At 33.1% G+C, this 21275-nt stretch carries 20 protein-coding genes; 1 reads left to right on the top strand and 19 read right to left on the bottom strand.

The window, feature by feature from the left end; translation table 11 throughout:
• Window positions 1-26 precede the first annotated feature (26 nt).
• The 15 genes from CBF36_RS04650 to CBF36_RS04710 form a co-directional block, all read right to left on the bottom strand.
• Window positions 27-485 (bottom strand): hypothetical protein, encoded by a 459-nt coding sequence (locus tag CBF36_RS04650; protein WP_125957048.1) that lies wholly within the window; start codon window positions 483-485, stop codon window positions 27-29.
• Window positions 482-1051, bottom strand: coding sequence for a TlpA family protein disulfide reductase (locus CBF36_RS04655; protein WP_125957050.1), 570 nt, complete (start codon window positions 1049-1051; stop codon window positions 482-484). The genes CBF36_RS04650 and CBF36_RS04655 overlap by 4 nt, the downstream gene beginning before the upstream one ends.
• 10 nt (window positions 1052-1061) lie before the next feature.
• Entirely contained in the window at window positions 1062-1817 is a 756-nt protein-coding gene (locus CBF36_RS04660; RefSeq protein WP_207854457.1) for a cytochrome c biogenesis CcdA family protein, read from the bottom strand.
• A gap of 395 nt (window positions 1818-2212) precedes the next feature.
• Window positions 2213-2614, bottom strand: a complete 402-nt coding sequence (locus CBF36_RS04665; protein ID WP_125957053.1) for a phosphoribosyl-dephospho-CoA transferase MdcG domain-containing protein — start codon at window positions 2612-2614, stop codon at window positions 2213-2215.
• On the bottom strand, window positions 2602-2850 hold the full coding sequence (locus CBF36_RS12355) for a hypothetical protein (RefSeq protein WP_207854460.1): 249 nt from the start codon (window positions 2848-2850) through the stop codon (window positions 2602-2604). The genes CBF36_RS04665 and CBF36_RS12355 overlap by 13 nt, the downstream gene beginning before the upstream one ends.
• A gap of 9 nt (window positions 2851-2859) precedes the next feature.
• Window positions 2860-3141: a biotin-independent malonate decarboxylase subunit gamma gene (locus tag CBF36_RS12360; RefSeq protein WP_207854462.1), complete on the bottom strand. Its 282-nt coding sequence runs from the start codon at window positions 3139-3141 to the stop codon at window positions 2860-2862.
• On the bottom strand, window positions 3105-3314 hold the full coding sequence (locus tag CBF36_RS12365; RefSeq protein ID WP_207854464.1) for a hypothetical protein: 210 nt from the start codon (window positions 3312-3314) through the stop codon (window positions 3105-3107). The genes CBF36_RS12360 and CBF36_RS12365 overlap by 37 nt, the downstream gene beginning before the upstream one ends.
• A 239-nt stretch (window positions 3315-3553) precedes the next feature.
• Window positions 3554-5215, bottom strand: coding sequence for an ABC transporter permease (locus tag CBF36_RS04675; protein WP_125957055.1), 1662 nt, complete (start codon window positions 5213-5215; stop codon window positions 3554-3556).
• Window position 5216: 1 nt separating this feature from the next.
• On the bottom strand, window positions 5217-6296 hold the full coding sequence (locus CBF36_RS04680) for an ABC transporter ATP-binding protein (protein ID WP_125957057.1): 1080 nt from the start codon (window positions 6294-6296) through the stop codon (window positions 5217-5219).
• A gap of 10 nt (window positions 6297-6306) precedes the next feature.
• Entirely contained in the window at window positions 6307-7338 is a 1032-nt protein-coding gene (locus CBF36_RS04685) for an ABC transporter substrate-binding protein (RefSeq protein ID WP_125957059.1), read from the bottom strand.
• Between the two features lie 94 nt (window positions 7339-7432).
• Complete coding sequence (locus tag CBF36_RS04690) at window positions 7433-8191, bottom strand: response regulator transcription factor (RefSeq protein WP_125957061.1); 759 nt, start codon at window positions 8189-8191, stop codon at window positions 7433-7435.
• Entirely contained in the window at window positions 8169-9797 is a 1629-nt protein-coding gene (locus tag CBF36_RS04695) for a sensor histidine kinase (protein ID WP_125957063.1), read from the bottom strand. Before CBF36_RS04695 ends, CBF36_RS04690 begins: the two co-directional genes overlap by 23 nt.
• Before the next feature lie 78 nt (window positions 9798-9875).
• Entirely contained in the window at window positions 9876-10712 is an 837-nt protein-coding gene (gene licT, locus CBF36_RS04700) for a BglG family transcription antiterminator LicT (protein WP_125957065.1), read from the bottom strand.
• A 112-nt stretch (window positions 10713-10824) separates the two neighbouring features.
• Window positions 10825-12699 (bottom strand): beta-glucoside-specific PTS transporter subunit IIABC, encoded by a 1875-nt coding sequence (locus tag CBF36_RS04705; protein ID WP_125957067.1) that lies wholly within the window; start codon window positions 12697-12699, stop codon window positions 10825-10827.
• A gap of 257 nt (window positions 12700-12956) precedes the next feature.
• Window positions 12957-14387, bottom strand: coding sequence for a 6-phospho-beta-glucosidase (locus tag CBF36_RS04710; RefSeq protein WP_125957068.1), 1431 nt, complete (start codon window positions 14385-14387; stop codon window positions 12957-12959).
• Window positions 14388-14488: 101 nt separating this feature from the next.
• On the opposite strand from CBF36_RS04710, the gene CBF36_RS04715 reads away from it, so the two are divergent.
• On the top strand, window positions 14489-15463 hold the full coding sequence (locus CBF36_RS04715) for a LacI family DNA-binding transcriptional regulator (protein ID WP_165865382.1): 975 nt from the start codon (window positions 14489-14491) through the stop codon (window positions 15461-15463).
• Window positions 15464-15560: 97 nt separating this feature from the next.
• On the opposite strand, the gene CBF36_RS04720 is transcribed toward CBF36_RS04715, so the two are convergent.
• The 4 genes from CBF36_RS04720 to ileS all read right to left on the bottom strand — a co-directional run bounded on the left by CBF36_RS04720 (window position 15561) and on the right by ileS (window position 21028).
• Complete coding sequence (locus CBF36_RS04720) at window positions 15561-16994, bottom strand: 6-phospho-beta-glucosidase (RefSeq protein WP_125957072.1); 1434 nt, start codon at window positions 16992-16994, stop codon at window positions 15561-15563.
• 246 nt (window positions 16995-17240) lie between these two features.
• The gene (locus tag CBF36_RS04725) at window positions 17241-17756 is read right to left on the bottom strand and encodes an ECF transporter S component (RefSeq protein ID WP_243637976.1); all 516 of its coding nucleotides are present in this window, start codon (window positions 17754-17756) and stop codon (window positions 17241-17243) included.
• Between the two features lie 13 nt (window positions 17757-17769).
• Window positions 17770-18153 (bottom strand): DUF4430 domain-containing protein, encoded by a 384-nt coding sequence (locus CBF36_RS04730; RefSeq protein WP_165865383.1) that lies wholly within the window; start codon window positions 18151-18153, stop codon window positions 17770-17772.
• 88 nt (window positions 18154-18241) lie between these two features.
• On the bottom strand, window positions 18242-21028 hold the full coding sequence (ileS, locus tag CBF36_RS04735; protein WP_125957075.1) for an isoleucine--tRNA ligase: 2787 nt from the start codon (window positions 21026-21028) through the stop codon (window positions 18242-18244).
• Between the last annotated feature and the right edge of the window lie 247 nt (window positions 21029-21275).

The following is a 21275-nucleotide window of genomic DNA, read 5'->3' on the forward strand; positions in this document are numbered from 1 at the left end:
TATCATGATAGAGGTTTACTTTTGTTTTAAAAAATCATCCGATAAGAAATCATCATCCATTTATTGTCTTGTTTTTCATATACCGATTCAGTTTTCTGAATAAACGGGGCACCATCATTAATAGATAAAGAAAACTGAGTAATAAGTTTCTTTTTATTACCACCAATTTTTTGAATATCTGTCGTGTGCAGTTTTGTTACTTTTGGTTTAGGGAACTCACCTAGCATTGCTTCAGGAATAATGGGACAAACTGCTTTCATTACACTTTCAGTCATTTTTGTTTCCATAAACGGAATACTTGCTTTATAGTCTTCATAATTACTAAAACTATTAACCTCTTTTAACAATTCATGATGTGATGCTATCAGGCCTTCATTTGATTTTTCAACCCATTTATTTCTGACAAATCCTCCTAATATGACACTCCAAACAACTAGATTTATCACCACTAAGACAACACGACTTTTTTTATTAAATAAACTCATTTTGAAATACCCTCAATCGCCATTTTAAGTGTTTCAGCATTAATCCCACCAATTGCTCGGTTATGAATATTTCCCTCAGCATCTATAAAATACGTGGTCGGCAATCCATTTAAAGCAAATTTAATGGTGCTTGCTTGTGTTTCATCAAATTGAATTGGCATATCCAATCCTTCATTTTTAAGAAATTCATGTGCTTTTTGTTTTGTCTCTCGTCGACCATCTGCTTGGTTCATAAAAAGAAACGTCACATCAGGATTATTTTTTTGGAATTCTTGAAAAATAGGCATTTCTTCTCTGCATGGTGGACACCAACTAGCCCAAAAATTAAGGACAATTGGTTTTCCTTTATAAGAACTCAGCATGACTTTCTCTCCCTTTTCATTCTCAAAAGTAAAATCAAATGCTTCATCAGCTATATTATTAAGTACAGTCTCATCATTTTGCTGTGCTTCATCAACTAATGCACTTGGCTCTTCTTCGTTGGCTGTTAAATTTTGATATAATACATAACTGCCACCTATTAACACAACCAATCCCACTAAACTAAAGATTAACTTCTTATTCATTTTGTCTCCCCTATCTTTGAACTAATAATTGTAAGTAATCAACCCAACCAGTCATCATCGCAATTCCCACAATAATCATCAGAATGGCTGAAAAAATATTAATTTCCCTAAAATGATTTTTAATCCAAGAAAACGTGCTCTTCAATGAATTTAATAAATAAGTACTCAGAATAAATGGTAAGGCTAATCCTAAAGAGTAAACTAATAATAACAGGCCCCCTTGAAGAGATGATCCTGATTGAGATGCCATCATTAAAGCTGTCCCTAAATATGCACTTAAACAAGGAGTCCAGCCGAGTGCAAATACGGCACCAAACAATACCAAATATCCTCTACTAGAATTGCTGTGTAGTTTTAAATTTATGTTAGGTCCTTTTATTAATGTCATTCCTGATTTCAATTTATCAAATACACCTAGCATGTTTAATCCTGTAATTACGACAAATCCACCAGCAACTAGCTGAATTACCCGTTTATACTGAACGAGTGTTTGAGCAATAAAACCTGACAACAATCCCATCGAAACAAACACAATAGAAAAGCCTAAAATAAAAGCGGTTACTCTTATAAGTGCTTCTTTTTGCTTGTTTTCCTCTTGAGCTGTTTGGTCTCCTAAAAAATAAGACACGTAAACAGGTAGTAGCGGTAAAATACAAGGTGAAATAAATGTTAGAATACCTTCTAAAAATAAAATAATCGCAAATGTCGCGGTCATATTTTCCTCACTTTCATACTGAATTAATCGATAAAAATTTATCACTTTCATTTTGTCATTCAGTAAAATCGTTTTTAAATCGTTATATAATATCTACCAAATTAAACATATCATTTTTACTGTTCTTTTTCAAATTAATGAATCCTGGTCATTTATTACGATAAAAGAGACATCTCTTTTTCAAAAGATATCTCTAATTTATTTATCTAAAATGTCTTTATTAATGGTTTTACTTCCATCCAGGGATTTTCAACTAACACTGGTCCATTGATAGTTTTTAATAGGATTTTTTTCTACCTTGATGTAACTCTAATAGTGAGCATCAACCAAATGGTGTCATAATTTGGATGTCTACTCTGGTTTCAAGTTGCTGGCATACTTCATACAGATAATCTATTTGTTGTTTATTCATCTCACTCTCTACATAAACTAACTCATCTAGATCGCTACTTTTTTACAGTTGGCTCTTTACTGACTAACTCATATGCCAAACTCCCACCAATTCCCCAAACATAATCTTTTAATAATCTTTTTAACAAATCAAATGATTGGAAAATCTTAAACGATTGTTGTCTATACATAGAAATGCCTTCTAAAAACTCATTCTTTATCAATTGAGTTGGTCTGACAACTTGATTAATCACACTTTCTTTTACGAAACAGCTGTGACGTTTATTTCGTTCGTTTCCTCTAACACCAACTGGAATTGTCTCATCAGATAAAGAAGCTCGTCTGACAACGACCCAATCCCAGTCATTTTTTTCATCAAACCAATCTGGGATATCATTTAAATGGATTAAATCCTCTAGTTTTACATAAAGTAAGTCATGTGAGGTTATAGATTCCATTGCTCTACCATAGCTTTTCTCACTTTATTTATTGCCACACGTCCTTCTTCAATGGCTTCTTTCGTTTGATATCTGAAAGATAAAGCGTTTGACTTATCAACTGTGCTATTGATTGCTTCATCAATGATTTCTTCCATGCGTTTGACATCTTCACTGGTAAAGTCGTCACCATTTATGCCATCAACTAACTTGTATAAAGCACCTAACTTATTGAAATTTCCTATATCATAAGCCATGGCAGGAACTTATTCGGTTGCTTTTTCTAGTTCTTCAAGCGTTCTATTTGTGATACGAGCAGCACTTTCTTTAGACATTGCCTGTACATTGATTGCTGAACCATTCAAGGCAATCAAACGATTTGATTGAAGTCCGTGCGCTAAAAAGGCGCCTAATATAGCATTCCAGACAATCACACCAATCACCGGGTGACCATTTTGTCTTGCAGTCGCATAACTTTGCGCGCTTGAAGCAAGTGATAAATGAATCCCAACTAACTCTTCATTATAACCGTAAGCCTGGCTAGGCACATCAATGACAAAAGCAATTGGACGTTTTGTTCTTTTTCTTTATCTTCATCTATCCATTCATTGACTTTTTTTGCAATCTCAACCCCTTCAACTAATCCCATTTCTCCATTTCGCACACGATAAAAAGAATTGTTAGAATCTGGCACAACTGAAATATAACCATACTTTTTCACATCTCTTTCGACAACTTGACTTAATATTGTTGAAAGAGATGAATTAACAGGATTCTTATTGTATTAAAACCCTTAACAGAATTATCTCTAAACCGTACAATATATCTTTGTTGGACTGATACAAACGAATACTTAGAAGAACATGAAGAATTAATCCAGATCATCCCACAGTTTTATGGAGAAATATTGAAGTAAGATAAAAAGTAGCCTCTCAAAAAAAAGAGAGACTACTTTTTTATTTATAATGATATGTCATCACTACCTGATACTTTCATAAATAATAATAACGAAAGAACGGTAATAACAGTGAGTATGGTTGATAATGCTGCCGCAATTCCATAATTACCACGAATTACTTCAGTATAAATCGCAACAGTCATGGTTCTAGTGCGAATATTATATAGTAAAATAGATGTTGATAATTCTGAAATCATCGTAATCCATGATAAAATAGCACCAGATATAATCCCTGACATCATCATAGGGACCGTAATTTTGAAAAAGGTATTCATTTTAGAACTACCTAAACTTTCAGCTGCTTCTTCTATACTCGGTGAGACTTGTTGCAAACTCGCAACAGATGAACGAATGGTATAAGGCAATCGTCTAACAGATAGTGAAATAACCATAATACCGACTGTTCCTGTTATAGCCAAAAATCCTGATCCACCAATTCCTGTATTGAATGATGTGATAAATGCAATACCAAGTACTGTTCCTGGAACGATATAAGGAATCATACTTAAACTATCAATCACATTTGTAAAAAAGTTTGGTTTTCTTACTGTTAGATAAGAAATAAAAATGGCTAGAATTACGACCACTACTAAAGCCATTAACGGAATTCTTATCGTATTGAAAATAGCAGACCCCATACGATCAAATGCATTTCGATAACTATCTAATGAATACCCAGGAACAAAAACCATACCTGATGTCTTCAAAAATGACGTATAAATTAAATACATTTGGGGTAACACAGATAAAAAGATAATCCCGTAGACAGTTGCATAGATACCAACTTTTTTACCGCCTGTTGGCTTTTTAGCAACAATTGGATGCAATGAGTTCATACTAAAACTATATTGTCTGGCAATTGCTTTTTGGACTAAAAAGATGGTTAAGGCAATAATAATCGCAATGACTGCAAGAGATGAAGCAAACGCTGCATTGCCACCAACTTCACTAATAAACTGTGTATAAATCAAAACTGGAAATGTTCTGTATCCCTCTCCAATTAACATAGGCGTCCCAAAATCAGAAAAAGCACGCATAAAAACAAGTAAAGCTGCTGCTAACAATGTCGGAGTAAGTAGTGGAAGAACTACTTTAAAGACACGATTAATGCCTCGACAGCCCATACTTTCTGCTGCTTCTAGTACAGATTGATCGATACTTTTAAATGCTCCATTCACATATAAAAAGACTAATGGAAATAATTGCAGTGTAAAGACTAACACTATGCCAAAAAAACCATAGATGTCAACTTGTGGAAAATGCAAAACATTCATTAAAAATTTAGTTATCACACCATTTCTACCCAATAATAAAATCCAAGAATACGCTCCAACAAATGGTGCTGACATGGAGGCGATAATGATAAAAATCTGAAGAACTTTTTTACCTTTAAAATGATACATATTAAATAGATAAGCTAATAACGTTCCAATGATTAATGAAAAAAATGTTGCTGTTAACGATACTTTAAAACTATTTACTAAAGTAGAGAAATAGTATTTTTTCGAAAAAAATGTTTTAAATTGCGTTAAAGAAAAATGACCATCTTCAATCATAGATTGACTAAGTACTGTAATAATCGGATAGACTAAAAATAGTAAATACGTGATAAAAATAATGATAGCAGATACAGTCCATATATTTAACTTTTTGTGTTTTATCATATTATTTCCCCTCCAACAGATTTTTCTCTCCATCTGAGGTAAAAACATTTATTTTTTGTGCATTAATACTAATTTTTATTTTATCACCTTTACCCAAATCTTCTAAAAAGGTTGATTCTTCACTCATTTGGATTCTTTCTCCCAGTGGTGTTGATAATATATACTCTGTTGTTTGACCAAGATATAGACTATCCTCAATTACTGCTTCTATCTCGCCATCATCTGTGCGGTAAAATTCTTCAGGACGAATACTTACACGAACTTTTTGCTCCTGGATATCAGATAACAATGGGAATTCTAATTGATACTCATCATTAAATTTTAGATACGTTTTACCCTCTACATGTATTAGTTGTGCTTCTAGGACATTTGTTCGTCCAATAAATGTTGCGACAAATTCGTTACTAGGTCTATGATACAACTCTTTTGGTGTCCCAATTTGTTGGATTTTACCTAGATTCATTACCGCAATTTTATCTGAGATTGCCATAGCTTCTTCTTGATCATGGGTGACATAAACTGTTGTAATACCAACCTCATGTTGAATATCACGAATGGCTTGTCTCATATCGACACGTAATTTAGCATCGAGATTACTTAATGGCTCATCCATTAATAATACATCAGGTGTAATAGCTAATGCTCTAGCTAACGCTACACGTTGTTGTTGTCCACCACTTAGTTGAGAGGGTTTCCTATCTTGAAAATCAGCTATTTGCATTAATTCTAAATATTTTTGTGTTTCCTTTTTTAATGTATTTGATGATACTTTTCTTTGTTTTAGTCCAAACGCCACATTTTCTTTGACTGTTAAATGGGGAAAAATCGCATAATTTTGAAAAACCATTCCGATATTTCGTTTACTAGGTTCCATATCATTGATGCGTGTATCGCCAAAGTAAAAATCGCCACCCTCAATACTATTAAAGCCAGCAATCATTCTTAATAACGTTGTTTTACCACAACCAGATGGGCCCAAAAGAGTAAACAGGGTCCCATCAGGAATTGTGACATTTAAATCTTCGATGACTGTCACATCATCATACATTTTCTTGGCATGATTAATTCTAATTTCACTCATGTGTTTACTCCTATTTAGATTGTGTTTCAACGAAAATTTCGTTGTATTTATCTACTATTTTGTCTTTATTTTTTATCACGTAGTCATAGTTTTCCGTTACTGATTTGATTTCATCTAATGGTTTCATATTATCACTTGTTTTAGCGTCTTTTCTAACTGGACGGTTAGTTGTTTTTGTTCCTAATGTGTCTTGTACATCTTTAGAAATGATGAAATCCATGAATTTTTTAGCATTGTCCATATTTTTTGCATTTTTAATAACAGCTGCACTTGCTGGTAAGAAAACTGTGCCCTCTTTAGGGTAAACAATTTTAACATTTGCCCCATCATTTAATAATTTAACTGTTGGGTCTTCATAAGATAATCCTACAGCCATTTCCCCATCTGCTACTGTTTTGTAAACATTTGAAGAACTTGAGCTGATTTTTCCATCAACTAGAGTAAATAATTCTTTCACATATTCCCAAGAAGTATCATCAAAATCACCATTTACTGCTAACATATTCGTTAACTGAGCAAATGCACTTGATGAGTTTGCAGGATCGGCAGTCGAAATTTTTCCTTTTAATTCATCATTTAATAAATCTTTGTATCCTTCGATTTTCATTCCTTTAGTTAAATCTGGATTGACGACTAACACACTACCATCTAGTGTGTATGGAGTTGAGTATCCTGTTGTATTCTGATATTCCTTCACTACTTCATCATTCTCTTTAGCAACATATTTCTCAAATAATTCTCCATTTTGTTCATATTGAGTATATGATCCACCAAAAATAACGTCCGCTACTGGTGCATCTTTTTCACTTTCAAGCTTTTTAAATAATTCCCCTGTTCCAGCTTGAATCAACTCAACTTTCACACCGTATTTATCTTCAAACGCTGGTATAGTTGCATTAATCAACCCTTCTGAGTTTGGCGAATAGACCACTAATTTATCAGAGTCTTTCTTTCCTTCTTCTTTACTATCTTCTTTGTTGCTACAAGCCACTAACGTTGTTAATGATAACCCCACTAACGCTACTTTCATCCACTTTTTCATCTTAATCCTCCTCGTTTTATCTATTCTCACTATAGTTCAAATATAACGCTTTCAAAAGAGAGTATTCTCTACAAAAAGGAGAAAATCCTATATACTATAGAATTTCCTCCTTAAATTCTGTTACTGACATACCCACAAACTTTTTAAATACTTGATTAAAATATTTATAATCATTAAATCCAACTAACTCTGCCACTTCATATACTAAAAGATGCGGTTTTTTAATCAAATGGTTCACTGCCATTTTTATTCGGTAACGATTCAAGTATTCATTAAGCGTCATCTCTAAATGTTTCTTTACTTTTTGATAAATGTAGCTCTCGCTGTAATTCAATTCTTGTGCTAATTCAGCAATAGTAAATTTTTCAGCATAGTGGTCTTTTATCCAAGCCAATACCTGAGTTACGACCTGGTCCCTTGAATATCTGACATCTTTAAGTACATCAAATTGAGTCATTGGAACAAAATTAGTCGGTCTATTTTCTTTTTGAATCGAATAACTCACATTAACAAGACATGTCCGTAACTCGACTATATTAATTGGCTTCACTAAAAAATCAATCACACCATATTGCATCGCTTTTTTAGCATTATTGAATTCATCGTAACCTGATAGTATAATTTTTCGATACTCTATTTCTTTCGTTTCTTCAAACAGTTCGAAGGCATTTTTCTTTGGCATGTTGATATCAGTCAATACGATATCAGGTTGCATTTTCTTTATCAGCGCTACTGCTTCTTCTCCGTCTTCTGCAACTCCAACTATTTCCATATTAAGTTCTTGAAAGTCAAGTGCTGTTAGAAGCCATTTACGAATCAAATGCTCATCTTCAGCTACAACTATTTTTATCATCTTCTATCCCCCAAACACTAAACTTAACCATAGCCCCTTCTTTTTGATTACATACTGACATACTTGAATTAGGATAAGAATGTTTCAATCTTCGATAACTGTTTATAAGTCCATGATGTGTTTCATCTTCACTAAGGTAGTTCACACGATTGAGCTGTTCCTCTTTAAATCCTGGTCCATTATCTCCTACTTCAAAATGAATCACGTCATCTTCCTTATAACAATGAATTGTGATAAACAAGTCTTGTCTGACTTTCATTCCATACTTAATCGCATTTTCGACTAAAGGTAATAAAAAAAGTTTTGGTACTGGAAACGCTTCTAGTTCTTGGTCTATTTCTATATCATATGAAAACTTATCAAATCTAATCTTATTCACTTCTAAAAAATCTTTTATAATTTGACTATCTTTACCTAAACAAGCAAATTCTTTTGAAAAGTCAACTGAATAACGTAAGACCCTATTCAATGATAATATAAGACGATCAGCGATTCCCGGATCAAAATGACTGGTGACACGAATGGCTTCAAGCGTATTATAAATAAAATGTGGATTAAACTGCGCTTCCAGTACCTTTCTTTCATAATGAAAATTTTGTCGTTCTAGAACTAATTGTTGTTGAACAAGTTTATCTCGTTCTTCAATCATATTATTGATATTATCAATTAAAAATTGAAATTCTTGGTTGGTTTTTAATGATATATTATGACTTTGACCTTCTTTCAATCGTTTCGTTTCGGCTACTAGTTGGTTAATTTCTTTCGTTTGTTTATTAGAAATCCCTTGTGCCAAACGCTCAGATTGATGCCAGAGTAAATATAATAATGCACTAGTCACAACTAGACTAAATAAAAGAAAATAGATTAAAGGAAATGTCATAAGATACGTATAAAGAGTTGTCTCTTTATTTATTTTAGTCACTTGGCTCAAATATAAATTTCCGTTTTCTAAAAAAAGGGGAGACAGTAGTTTTTTGTGATTAATCTTATGACCTGTTACAAAATTAGATGAATTTTTCACTAAAATATTGTCTAAATTATCTGAGATAACATATTTTGTTCCAAATTCAATTCCCATTTGATTGAACACCGTACTATTTATAATCAATAAACTATAGTAATCGCTATTTTTGACTCGACTGCACATAATGACATACATCATCCCATTTATATCACGCTGAATTTTTCGCGTCATTCGGCCATTTTCTTGACACATTGATTTAAGATAATAGGGAGATAAGCCAATAGAAGCCTGTCCTACTGATAACGTCACATCACCCTGTTTAGTTATAACCATTAAGTCAGCAGATATTCCCATGCTGTTCATCTCTTGATAGTAATCCGTATAAAATTGTCGTTCTTTTTTTTCATTTGAAACATATTTCGGAATAACTGATTCATTTAATTCGGTTAATAATCTTTCTCCCTTTTTGTCGAGTTCATCAAAAAAATTCAATACTTGTTGCGTATCATATTTTAATTGATAATTCTCTATAAATAAGAATAAAGACGCTAATAAAAAAACAATCAATAGTGAGACAAATACCGCCAATTTAGTTAAGCGTTTTCTTATTTCTGTATATAACTCCTCTTTATATGTTACCAATACCCCAACCCCTTTTATGCATTATAAAGTATAACATAACAAAAAGAGTGCCGAAATATATCAGCACTCTTTTCCATATTATTTATTATTGACTACTCGGTTTATATGAATTGTTAAATAGATTATCTCTGAATGACTGATTGAAATATCTCGCTTAGTCAATAAATAATCTCTCACTCTTAAACTACACTGAAACGCCTCAGGATACTTAGACTGCACTAGTTCGTAAAGAAAATCATCTGTTTCCTCACTTAACTCATTGTTCATTATTCGTTGAACAAAAAACTGAATATGAGTCACCATTCTTTGATAATTTGTTGAACTCTCATCAAACTCGCATCCAAAATAACGTCGAACAATATTAAGTATATTTTTTACTATCTCAGTATTTTTCATTGTTGTTGCCATATCTTGATAATCTGTCACACTATTAGCTAAATGTAGTGCAATCACACCTGCCTCTTCCTCAGTCATGTTTACACATAGCTTATCCTCTACCATCCCAATTGCTTTTAAAGAAACATTAAATTCTTTTGAATAAAATTTTTTAATATCAAATAACAACGGATTAGGTAAGGAAATGTTCTCTTTAGCCCGTTCAATCGCATAATACAAATGATCTGTTAAACTTAAATAAGACTTTTCAGAATAATTGTATCCTATTTCTTTTTCTGCTAGCAACATGATTTCTTTTGATATTTCAATGATTTCTGTTGGTATTTTTTCGACTAACTTTTCCATCTCTTGCCGCTCATTTTCAGAATGGTTGACAAACATTTTTTCAACAGATGTGACAGCAATGGTATCACCAACTTTTTTATTAAAAGCTATACCTTTTCCCATTACGATTACTTCTTGAAAATCCGTGTTTTCAGATATAACCACGTTATTATTTAAAACTTTTTTTATAATCATCGCTAGTGTCCTTTTCTATAAAGCTTTGATTGGATAAATAAACCTTTATTACATTATACATCTAATAAACGAATTTTAATAGATTTATTTACCACACCTTTAAAGAACGATGTTATTTTACTACAACTAATAATTCTTCACCTGCTACTATATCTGACTGATCTAATGTTAAAACATCTAAGCACTGATCTGAATTTGTAACAACAATTGGGGTTACAACAGGTTTTCCTGATTCTTTAATATAGTCGATATCAAAATAACCTAATAAATCGCCTTGTTTTACCTTATCACCCTGTTTTACTTTTATATCAAAACCTTTACCTTCAAGCTCCACTGTATCCATCCCAATATGAATTAAAATTTCTGTTCCTTCACTTGTTGTCATTCCAATGGCATGTCCTGTTGGAAAAACTGTTGTAATCTCACCTGTTGCGGGTGCATATAATTCACCAATTGTCGGATTAACTGCAATACCTTTTCCTAATGCCCCTGAAGAGAACACTTCATCTTTAACTTCAGATAATGGTACAATTTCACCAGATACTGGAGAGACTAATTCTTCTCTTGTTCCAGCTTTATGATTATTTCCTGTTTTTTCTGTATTTTGACTATCAGATGTTTGTTCTTCTTTATCAAAGCCTAAAATTAATGTTAATACAAAAGCCACTACAATAGATACAATACTACCAATAATACCTGCCATAACATTAGACTCTACTCCATCAACTACACTAACAAATCCTGGTATTGACAAAATACTAATCAATCCACTACCAAATAATTTAACTCCTGCTCCACCGATAATCGCTCCACCAACTGCTCCACCAATACAAGCTGAGATAAATGGTTTTTTAAGCGGTAAAGTAACCCCATAAACAGTAGGTTCAGTAATACCAAAGATTGCGGTTAAAGTCCCTGATAATGCCAAAGCTTTTCTTTTTTCATTCTTAGTTTTTAAAAATACTGCAAATGCTGCTCCTGCTTGAGCTAATACTGCTCCTAATAACATTGGTGTTAATGTATCAAATCCATATTGTGTTAAGTTGTTTAATGCAATTGGTACCAATCCCCAATGCATACCAAACATAACAAATACTTGCCAGAATCCACCCATTACTGCCCCGGCTAAAATTGGACTGAAATTAAATACTGCTGTATAGGCTGCTCCTAATCCTGTCCCAATAATCGTTCCTAAAGGTCCAATAGCTAAAAATGTCAATGGTACCATAATCATAATCGTAAACATTGGTACTAAAATAATTTTTAGAAATTCTGGAACAATTTTTTTCATAAATCTCTCAACATATTTTTGTAACCAAACAAATAAAATAATTGGAATCACTGTTTGCATGTATCCTGTTGGACTAATAATAACTGGAATTCCTAAAAAGTTTAATGGAGCTTGCTCTGCTGCCATTTGTGTAATTGAAGGATACAATAATGCTCCAGCGATAGATAGTGCTATAAACGGATCCGTTTTAAATTTCTTAGCTGCAGTAAATGCTACAGCAAACGGTAAAAATTGCATTAATCCATCAGACGCTGCATATAAAATTTGGTAAGTACCTGACTTATCAGTCAATACACCTGTTAAAATTAAAATAGATAATAGCCCTTTTAAAACCCCTGTACCTGCTAAAGCTCCTAAAAATGGTGTAAAGACACCTGAAATAATATCAACAAATTTGTTAAATAGATTATTATCTTTCTTCTCTTCATCTGTTGACTCACCTAAACCAGATACTTCTAATAATTCATTGTAAACATCAGACACTCGACTTCCGATAACAACTTGATATTGTCCACCACTTTCCACAACTTGTATGACATCAGGATTATTTTTTATCTCTTCCGTTTTGGCAATTGATTCATCCTTTAACTTAAAACGTAAACGAGTCGCACAATGGACCACGCTGTTAACGTTCTCTTTTCCTCCAACTAATTCTAAAACTTGTGTTGCTAACTCTCTATTTGAAAGCTTTGCCATGATAATTCCTCCTTACATTTTTGAATGCAAAAAAGACCTAAACTGATTGAAAAAAGAGTACAACGAAGATTATTTCAGAATATAATCTGAAATATTCGATTCATACACTATTTCATTCAATTTAGGTCTTGCCTGCCTAGCAGTTACAATCCTTTATGTAAAGATAATAACATGTTTGCGCTTTCTTGTAAATAATAACCGTGCTTTTTTTATAAAAAAAGATTCCAGAAAAAATCTGAAATCTTTACCTAGTCTCATTAGTTACTCAAATCTTCACCATTTGTTTCAATCACTTTTTTATACCAATCAAATGATTTTTTCTTACTACGTTTAAGCGTTCCGTTTCCTTCATTATCACGATCAACATAAATAAATCCGTAACGTTTTTTCATCTCACCTGTCCCTGCACTGACTAAATCAATACATCCCCAAGTTGTATAGCCTAATAAATCAACACCATCAATTTCGACGGCATCTTTCATCGCTTTAATATGTTCTGCTAAATATTCTATGCGATAATCGTCTACTACATAACCATTCTCATCAGGTGTATCAATCGCACCTAAGCCATTTTCAACAATAAATAATGGTTTTTGATAACGATCATATAAATCATTTAACGTAATGCGTAATCCAAGTGGATCAATTTGCCATCCCCATTCACTCGCTTCTAAGTATGGATTTTTTAATGATTCAAAAATATTGCCACTTGTTTGCTCATTAATAGAAGGATCAGTTGATTGTACTCGTGATGAATAATAAGAAAATGAGACAAAGTCTACAGTATGTTCTTTTAAGAGTTCTAAATCACCCTCTTCTATAGGTAGCTTAATTCCTTTTCGTTCCATCTCTTTTAATGCATAGGCTGGGTATTCCCCACGAGATTGAACGTCAATGAAGAAATAATTTTCTCTGTCCGCTTTTCTTGACGCCCAAACATCTTCTGGCTTACTTGTATAAGCATAATTAGCTCCTGCTGCTAACATACATCCTACTTGATTTTCAGGATCGACTTCATGTGCAATTTTGGTTGCTATCGCACTTGCTAATAACTCATGATGAGCTGCTTGGTATTTAATTTGCTCTTTATTTTCTCCTTCTTCAAAATAAAGACCGGCACCCATAAACGGAGCATGTAAAATCATATTAATTTCATTAAAGGTTAACCAATATTTAACTAATCCTTTATAACGATTAAAAATCACATGACATAAATTCTCATAAAATCCAACTAATTCACGACTTCTCCATGCCCCATATTTTTCTACTAAATGCATTGGGCAATCAAAATGAGTAATCGTCACCAGTGGTTCAATACCATATTTTTTACATTCTTTAAATAAATCTTCATAATATTTTAAACCTGCTTCATTTGGTTCTGTTTCGTCACCTTTTGGAAAAATACGAGACCATGCGATGGATAAGCGATATGTTTTAAATCCCATCTCTGCAAATAAAGCAATATCTTCTTTATAACGATGATACATATCAATGGCTTCTTTTGCTGGATAAAAATGGTTGTCATCAAAATCAAACATCTTCATTTCACCAGTAATCACAGCACCACGATCTTGTCCAACTGGAGCTAAATCAACGTTAGCTAATCCTCGTCCATCTAAATTATAAGCGCCTTCACATTGGTTAGCAGCCGTTGCGCCACCCCATAAAAAATCTTTTCTAAATCCCATTGTATTGCCTCCTTATATTTTTCATACTGTTATTCTAACTTATGGGAACATTCCCATGTCAAGTTTTTTTTGGTATAATTTTTATAAATGGAGGTCTATTTATGACAACAATTATTGATGTAGCAAAAAAAGCTGGTGTATCAAAATCAACTGTTTCTCGAGTTGTTTCAAAAAATGGATACGTTAGTGATGCAACTAGACAAAAAATTGAACAAGCAATGGATGACTTAGGATATATTCCAAATATGTTAGCGAGAAACTTACAATCAGGTTTAACAAAAACGATTGCATTTATCTCTCACGATTTTAATCAATATACTAGTATCTTTTTAAACGCTTTCACAAAAACGGCGTTAAAACATGATTTCTATGTCAACTTATATGTTACAGGTGGTGATAAAGAAAAAGAACTGGATGCTTTAAATCTTATGAAATACAAACAAGTTGATGCTGTATTCATATTCACTAGAAGCAACTCATGGGATGATATTAAACCTTATAGAAAATACGGTCCTATTTCTACTTGGCACAGAATTGACTCTCCTGATATTTATTCATCTTATGTCAATCAGTACGATAGCTATCTAATGTCTCTTGAATTTTTAGCAAATCGCGGATATAGAACTATTGGTCACATTCTAGGATTTGATAATAATAAAAATACCCTTGCCCGAATCAATGCTCTTGATTACTTTTATGAGCAACACCCAGAGCTAGAAAAAAAAGAGGAATGGATTTTTTTAAACTCGAAACATCGTCAAACAGGAAGAAACATCGCAAGAAAATGGCATAAAGCACCAAATAAACCTGACTGTCTTGTTTTTTATACTGATTTCATTGCTGCTGAGTGTATCTCTGAATTACAACTCTTAGGATACTCTATCCCTGAAAATGTTGGAATTATGGGGTTTGATAATAATGCTATCAGTGAGATTATCCACTTAACAACAGTGGATTGTCACTTAGAGACCCAAGCATTTAACTGTTTTAATTACCTTTATAGTGAATTGAAAAAAACCGAATTTACACCAATAGAAATCACACAAGACTTAGTCATCCGTTCGTCAACAAAATAACTGGTCACAAAACCTGATTCCATATAAACATCCTAACTTTCAACGTTTGGAGATAACATAAAAAGAGTACTGACTCATCAGCAGTACTCTTTTTATTTTAGTTATTACTTAAATCTTCCCCATTTGATGCAATCACTTGTTTATACCAATCAAATGATTTTTTCTTTGTTCTTTTTAGTGTTCCATTTCCATCATTATCACGATCAACATAGATAAAGCCATAACGTTTTTTCATTTCACCAGTTCCAGCACTAACTAAGTCAATACATCCCCAAGTTGTATAGCCTAATAATTCAACACCATCAATTTCGACGGCATCTTTCATCGCTTTAATATGTTCTGCTAAATATTCTATGCGATAATCATCTTCCACATAACCATTTTCATCTGGTGTATCAATCGCGCCTAACCCATTTTCAACAATAAACAGTGGCTTTTGATAGCGGTCATATAAATCATTCAATGTAATACGTAAGCCCAATGGATCAATTTGCCAACCCCATTCACTTGATTCTAAGTATGGATTTATCACTCCACCCATTAAATTTCCTGGAGCTTTTTCATTTATTTCTGGATCAGTTGATTGAACTCTGGAAGCATAATAAGAAAATGAAACAAAATCTACAGTATGTTCTTTTAATAACTCTAAATCCCCTTCTTGAATTGGTAATTCAATCCCTTTTCTCTCCATCTCTTTTAGTGCATAAGTAGGATATTCTCCCCTAGATTGCACATCAATAAAGAAGTAGTTTTCTCTATCTGCTTTTCTAGATGCCCATACATCTTCAGGTTTAGGGGTATAAGCATAATTTGAGCCACCCGCTAACATACACCCTACTTTATTTTCAGGATCTACTTCATGCGCAATTTTAGTTGCTATTGCACTTGCTAATAATTCATGATGGGCTGCTTGGTACTTAACTTGATCCTTATCTTCTCCTTCTTCAAAATACAGACCAGCTCCCATAAACGGTGCATGAAGAAGCACGTTAATCTCATTAAATGTTAACCAATATTTTACTAATCCTTTGTAACGATTAAAAATCACATGACATAGATTTTCATAAAATCCAACAAGTTCACGACTTCTCCATGCGCCATATTTTTCTACTAAATGCATTGGACAATCAAAATGAGTAATTGTTACTAATGGTTCCATCCCATACTTTTTACACTCTTTAAATAAATCTTCATAATACTTCAACCCAGCTTCATTTGGTTCTGTTTCATCACCTTTTGGAAAAATACGAGACCATGCAATCGATAAACGATATGTTTTAAATCCCATTTCTGCAAATAATGCTATATCTTCTTTATAGCGGTGATACATATCAATAGCATCTCTAGCTGGATAAAAATGATTATCATCAAAGTCAAACATCTTCATGTCACCATTTATTACTGCAGCACGATCTTTACCAACTGGTGCTAAGTCAACATTGGCTAATCCACGCCCATCTTCATTATATGCCCCTTCACATTGATTAGCTGCTGTTGCGCCACCCCATAAAAAGTCTTTTCTAAATCCCATTATATTGCCTCCTTATATTTTTCATACTTAAAGTTTATCTTATGGGAACATTCCCATGTCAAGTATCATATCGTATGTTTTTTGTACAGAGTGTGATGCCAACTCATCTAAATACTTTACATCGTCTTAGTCAATGCTAGAAAAACTCGCTACATTTTATTTATTTACCTCATTCACTTGGTTTCAAGATTATAAAAAAGAGTGGACAAATCCACTCTTTAACAAATCAATTCTAATGTATGACACTTATTTTTTGGCATTTACTTCTTTATTTATAATATAAACAAATGGCTTTTTTAATAGTATATAAAAGGACATAGTCCCAAATGCATGCATCATATCAAAACTTACTCCCGTCACATAATAAGCCCAAAAATTAGTAACTCCAAAAAAAGGAGCTAGCATAACAGATATTAAAAAACCATATCCTAAACCAGATAGCATACACACTATAAGTTGTAAGACTGTATTATTTTTTAAATTAGTCAATTTATCTAAACTAACTACTAATAAAATGACACACCAAAAAGATAAAATTTGAGCAATGGTCCAAATTCCCATACCTAAATAAAAATTGGTAATTAAAATAGATAATGAACTAATCACTATTGCTTGAAAACTTCCCATATAAAGTGTGACCAAAATAAGCGTGGCTGTAATAGGTTGTACGTTTGGTATAAAAGCCATTAATAATCTGCCAACTACACAAAAAGCTGTCAGTAAAGCCATCATGGTTAAATCTTTTGTTCGAATGTGTTTCACTAAAATGACCTACCTAATCTAATTTAGATAAGTCAAACTCAATGTTATCACCATCAGATACGTTTGTTTCTTGAACCCCTTTTTCAGCTTGTTTGCCATTGATAGTGTACATCCAATACTTATTTTCTTTTTCATCTTGTTTATGGCCGTCAATTGATGTAATAAACCCTTTCGTATCTTCAATATCATAATTATCTTTCAATACGTCATATAAAACAGCCTCGTCTTTCACACTAACTTCTTTTGAATCAATCTCTTTATGGTCTTCCTTTAGTGTGATATTAACTGTTGCACTTGATTGTGTTGACTCTACTGTTTGGTTCTTTTTACCACTTCCACAACCTGTTAATGTCACTAAAATCGTTGCACCTAACACTAAGCGATTTAATTTTTTCATCATACTTCTCCTTTATTTAAATTCCCTAACTTTTTCATAAAGAAACCTCAAACTATCTACTGATAATTTGAGGCTCATTTATTTAATTTTACTCTAAGCCTTCAGCTACAGCTTCAGGATAGTTTTTTTCAACAATTTCTGCACAACGATCACATAATGTTGGTAAGTCTTTATGGCTTCCCACATCTTCTTTAATCGCACGACAACGTTGACATGTTTCACCTTGTGCTGGCTCTACTAAGATAGCCACATCATTGAATTGTACCGCATTTTCTGGTACATCTGCTGTTGGTTTTTCAACAACTAAATCTGAAACAATCAATACTTGTGCTAAATTAGTATTTAATGCATCTAATAGCATTGCCATTGGTTCGTTTGGATAGATTGTCACTTTTGCTTCAAACGATTTACCAATTAATTTATTATTTCTAGCTTCTTCTAAAGCTTTTAAGACATGTGTTCTCACTTCCATGAACCCATCCCATAATTCCATGATTGAATCTTGGTCTGGATAAGTATCATATCCTGGAAGTTCAGATAACTGTACAAATTCTTCTTCCTCTTGTAAATGAGACCAAATTTCTTCTGATGTAAATGGTAAAATTGGTGTCATTAATTTTGTTAAAGCGACTAAAATATCATAGAAGACTGTTTGCATTGCACGACGCTCATGATTATCTCCTGATTCAATGTACACAACATCTTTTGCAAAATCTAAATAGAATGCTGACAAGTCATTTGTACAGAAGTTAACTAGACTCTTATACACAGTCGAGAATGAATAATTTTCATACCCTTTATCACGAATAGTTTTGATTGTATCATTTAAGCGAATCATCATATATTTATCAACTGAACGTAATTTATCATATTCAACACGATCTTTTTTCGCATCAAAGTCTGATGTATTAGCTAATAAGAAACGCATTGTATTACGGATTTTACGATACACTTCTGCAATTTGATTTAATGTATTCATATCTACTTTAACATCTGATTCATAATCCACACTTGATACCCAAAGTCTTAAAATATCTGCACCCATTTGATTTGTCACTTTATTAGGCTCAATTGTATTTCCTAAAGATTTACTTTGTTTACGTCCTTGTGGGTCTAATGTAAATCCTTGAGACAACACAGCTTTGTATGGAGCTACACCATTGATAGCTACACTTGTTGTGATACTAGAGTTAAACCAGCCACGATATTGGTCAGATCCTTCTAAATATAAATCTGCTGGGAATGATAAGTCACTTCTGCCACGTAATACTGCTTCATGTGATGAACCAGAGTCAAACCACACATCCATGATGTCAGTCTCTTTTGTAAACTCACCATTTGGACTACCTGGATGAGTAAATCCTTCTGGTAATAATTCTTTTGCTTCTTTTTCAAACCAGATTTTTGAACCATGTTCTGCAAATAAATTCGCCACATGTTCTGTTGTTTCTGGTGTAATGATGGCTTCACCATTTTCTGCATAAAAGACTGGTAATGGTACACCCCATGCACGTTGTCTAGAAATAACCCAATCACCACGGTCACGAACCATATTATATAGACGAGTTCTACCCCAAGGAATAATCCAATCTACTTTTTCAATTTCTGATAAAATATCTCCTCTAAATTTATCAATTGATGCAAACCATTGTGGCGTTGCACGATAAATAACAGGTTTTTTTGTACGCCAATCATGTGGGTAACTATGCATGAAGAAATCTAGTTTCAATAAATGACCACTTTCTTCTAACATTTTAGTAATCATTGGATTTGCTTTATCATAAAATACCCCTTCAAATCCTGGAGCTTCATCTGTATAACAACCACGAGAGTCTACTGGAGAGATAACATCAATTCCGTATTTGCGACAAACAATGTAGTCATCTTCCCCGTGTCCTGGAGCGGTATGAACTAAACCAGTCCCTGCATCAAGGGTAACATGATCACCTAAAATCAAACGTGATTCTCTATCATAAAATGGGTGTTGGGCAGTTAAATTTTCTAACTCTGTTCCTTTAACTTCTTTAATAACTGATACATTTTCCCAACCAATCTCTTTTGTAACAGTTTCTAGTAATTCTTTTGCCACAACAAACTTTTTGCCATCTGCCTCAACAACCACATAAATATATTCTGGGTTAACACTGATTGCTAAGTTTGAAGGCAGTGTCCAAGGTGTTGTTGTCCAAATAACAAAACTAGTATCATTATCTAATACATCTTTTCCATCTTTCACATCAAATGCAACATAAATAGAGGCTGATTTTACATCTTTGTATTCAATTTCTGCTTCTGCTAAAGAAGATTCACTAGATGGTGACCAATAAATAGGTTTTAATCCTTTATAGATATAACCTTTTTCAGCCATTTTACCAAACACTCTGATTTGAGCTGCTTCATAATCGGGTGTTAATGTTATATAAGGGTTATTCCAATCACCAGATACTCCTAGTCGTTTGAAATCATCACGCTGTTTATCCACTTGACTTAAGGCATAGTCTTTACACATTTCAAGGTATTCTGCTCTAGGCATTTCTTTACGTTTAACACCTTTTTTAGTTAATACTTGTTCAATTGGTAAGCCATGTGTGTCCCAACCAGGAACATATGGCGCACGAAAACCAGACATTGATTTAAAACGAACGATAATATCTTTACTTACTTTATTTAAAGCATGACCTAAATGAATGTTTCCGTTCGCATATGGGGGGCCATCATGTAAAATGAACGTTGGTTTTCCTTCATTCAATTTTTGTCTTTGACCATAAATATCTTTTTCTTCCCATTCTTTTTGCCATTCAACTTCCCTTACTGGTAAGTTTCCACGCATTGGAAAGCTTGTTTTTCCTAAATGAAGCGTTTCTTTCATTTTCATCTTATCTATCATCCTCACTTATTTTTATATATAAAAAAAGCCTCATCCCTAAAAAAGGGACGAAGCTATCCGTGTTACCACCCAAAATTCAGTATATTTCTATACTCTCTTGTAGAATGTATCGGTTCCAACCGAGATATCCTACTGAAATTCAGACATCTAGTATACAAAGGATCTTTCCTGATTTAGTGTCTTACTAGGTTTCCACTATCCCCAGCTCACTATAAGAATAAATTAGGCTTTTCTG

It is taken from the genome of Vagococcus bubulae, assembly GCF_003950315.1.
In the GTDB taxonomy this organism is placed as follows: Bacteria; Bacillota; Bacilli; order Lactobacillales; family Vagococcaceae; genus Vagococcus; species Vagococcus bubulae.

Coding starts and splice junctions, on each gene's coding strand:
- CBF36_RS12355 (WP_207854460.1), bottom strand. CDS start 2,850: ATGGCTTATGATATAGGAAATTTCAATAAGTTAGGTGCTTTATACAAG.
- CBF36_RS04730 (WP_165865383.1), bottom strand. CDS start 18,153: ATGAAAAAATTAAATCGCTTAGTGTTAGGTGCAACGATTTTAGTGACA.
- CBF36_RS04690 (WP_125957061.1), bottom strand. CDS start 8,191: ATGATAAAAATAGTTGTAGCTGAAGATGAGCATTTGATTCGTAAATGG.
- CBF36_RS04720 (WP_125957072.1), bottom strand. CDS start 16,994: ATGGGATTTAGAAAAGACTTTTTATGGGGTGGCGCAACAGCAGCTAAT.
- CBF36_RS04715 (WP_165865382.1), top strand. CDS start 14,489: ATGACAACAATTATTGATGTAGCAAAAAAAGCTGGTGTATCAAAATCA.
- CBF36_RS04680 (WP_125957057.1), bottom strand. CDS start 6,296: ATGAGTGAAATTAGAATTAATCATGCCAAGAAAATGTATGATGATGTG.
- CBF36_RS04675 (WP_125957055.1), bottom strand. CDS start 5,215: ATGATAAAACACAAAAAGTTAAATATATGGACTGTATCTGCTATCATT.
- CBF36_RS04665 (WP_125957053.1), bottom strand. CDS start 2,614: ATGGAATCTATAACCTCACATGACTTACTTTATGTAAAACTAGAGGAT.
- CBF36_RS04660 (WP_207854457.1), bottom strand. CDS start 1,817: ATGAAAGTGATAAATTTTTATCGATTAATTCAGTATGAAAGTGAGGAA.
- CBF36_RS04710 (WP_125957068.1), bottom strand. CDS start 14,387: ATGGGATTTAGAAAAGATTTTTTATGGGGTGGCGCAACGGCTGCTAAC.
- CBF36_RS04650 (WP_125957048.1), bottom strand. CDS start 485: ATGAGTTTATTTAATAAAAAAAGTCGTGTTGTCTTAGTGGTGATAAAT.
- CBF36_RS04705 (WP_125957067.1), bottom strand. CDS start 12,699: ATGGCAAAGCTTTCAAATAGAGAGTTAGCAACACAAGTTTTAGAATTA.
- CBF36_RS04685 (WP_125957059.1), bottom strand. CDS start 7,338: ATGAAAAAGTGGATGAAAGTAGCGTTAGTGGGGTTATCATTAACAACG.
- licT (WP_125957065.1), bottom strand. CDS start 10,712: ATGATTATAAAAAAAGTTTTAAATAATAACGTGGTTATATCTGAAAAC.
- ileS (WP_125957075.1), bottom strand. CDS start 21,028: ATGAAAATGAAAGAAACGCTTCATTTAGGAAAAACAAGCTTTCCAATG.
- CBF36_RS04655 (WP_125957050.1), bottom strand. CDS start 1,051: ATGAATAAGAAGTTAATCTTTAGTTTAGTGGGATTGGTTGTGTTAATA.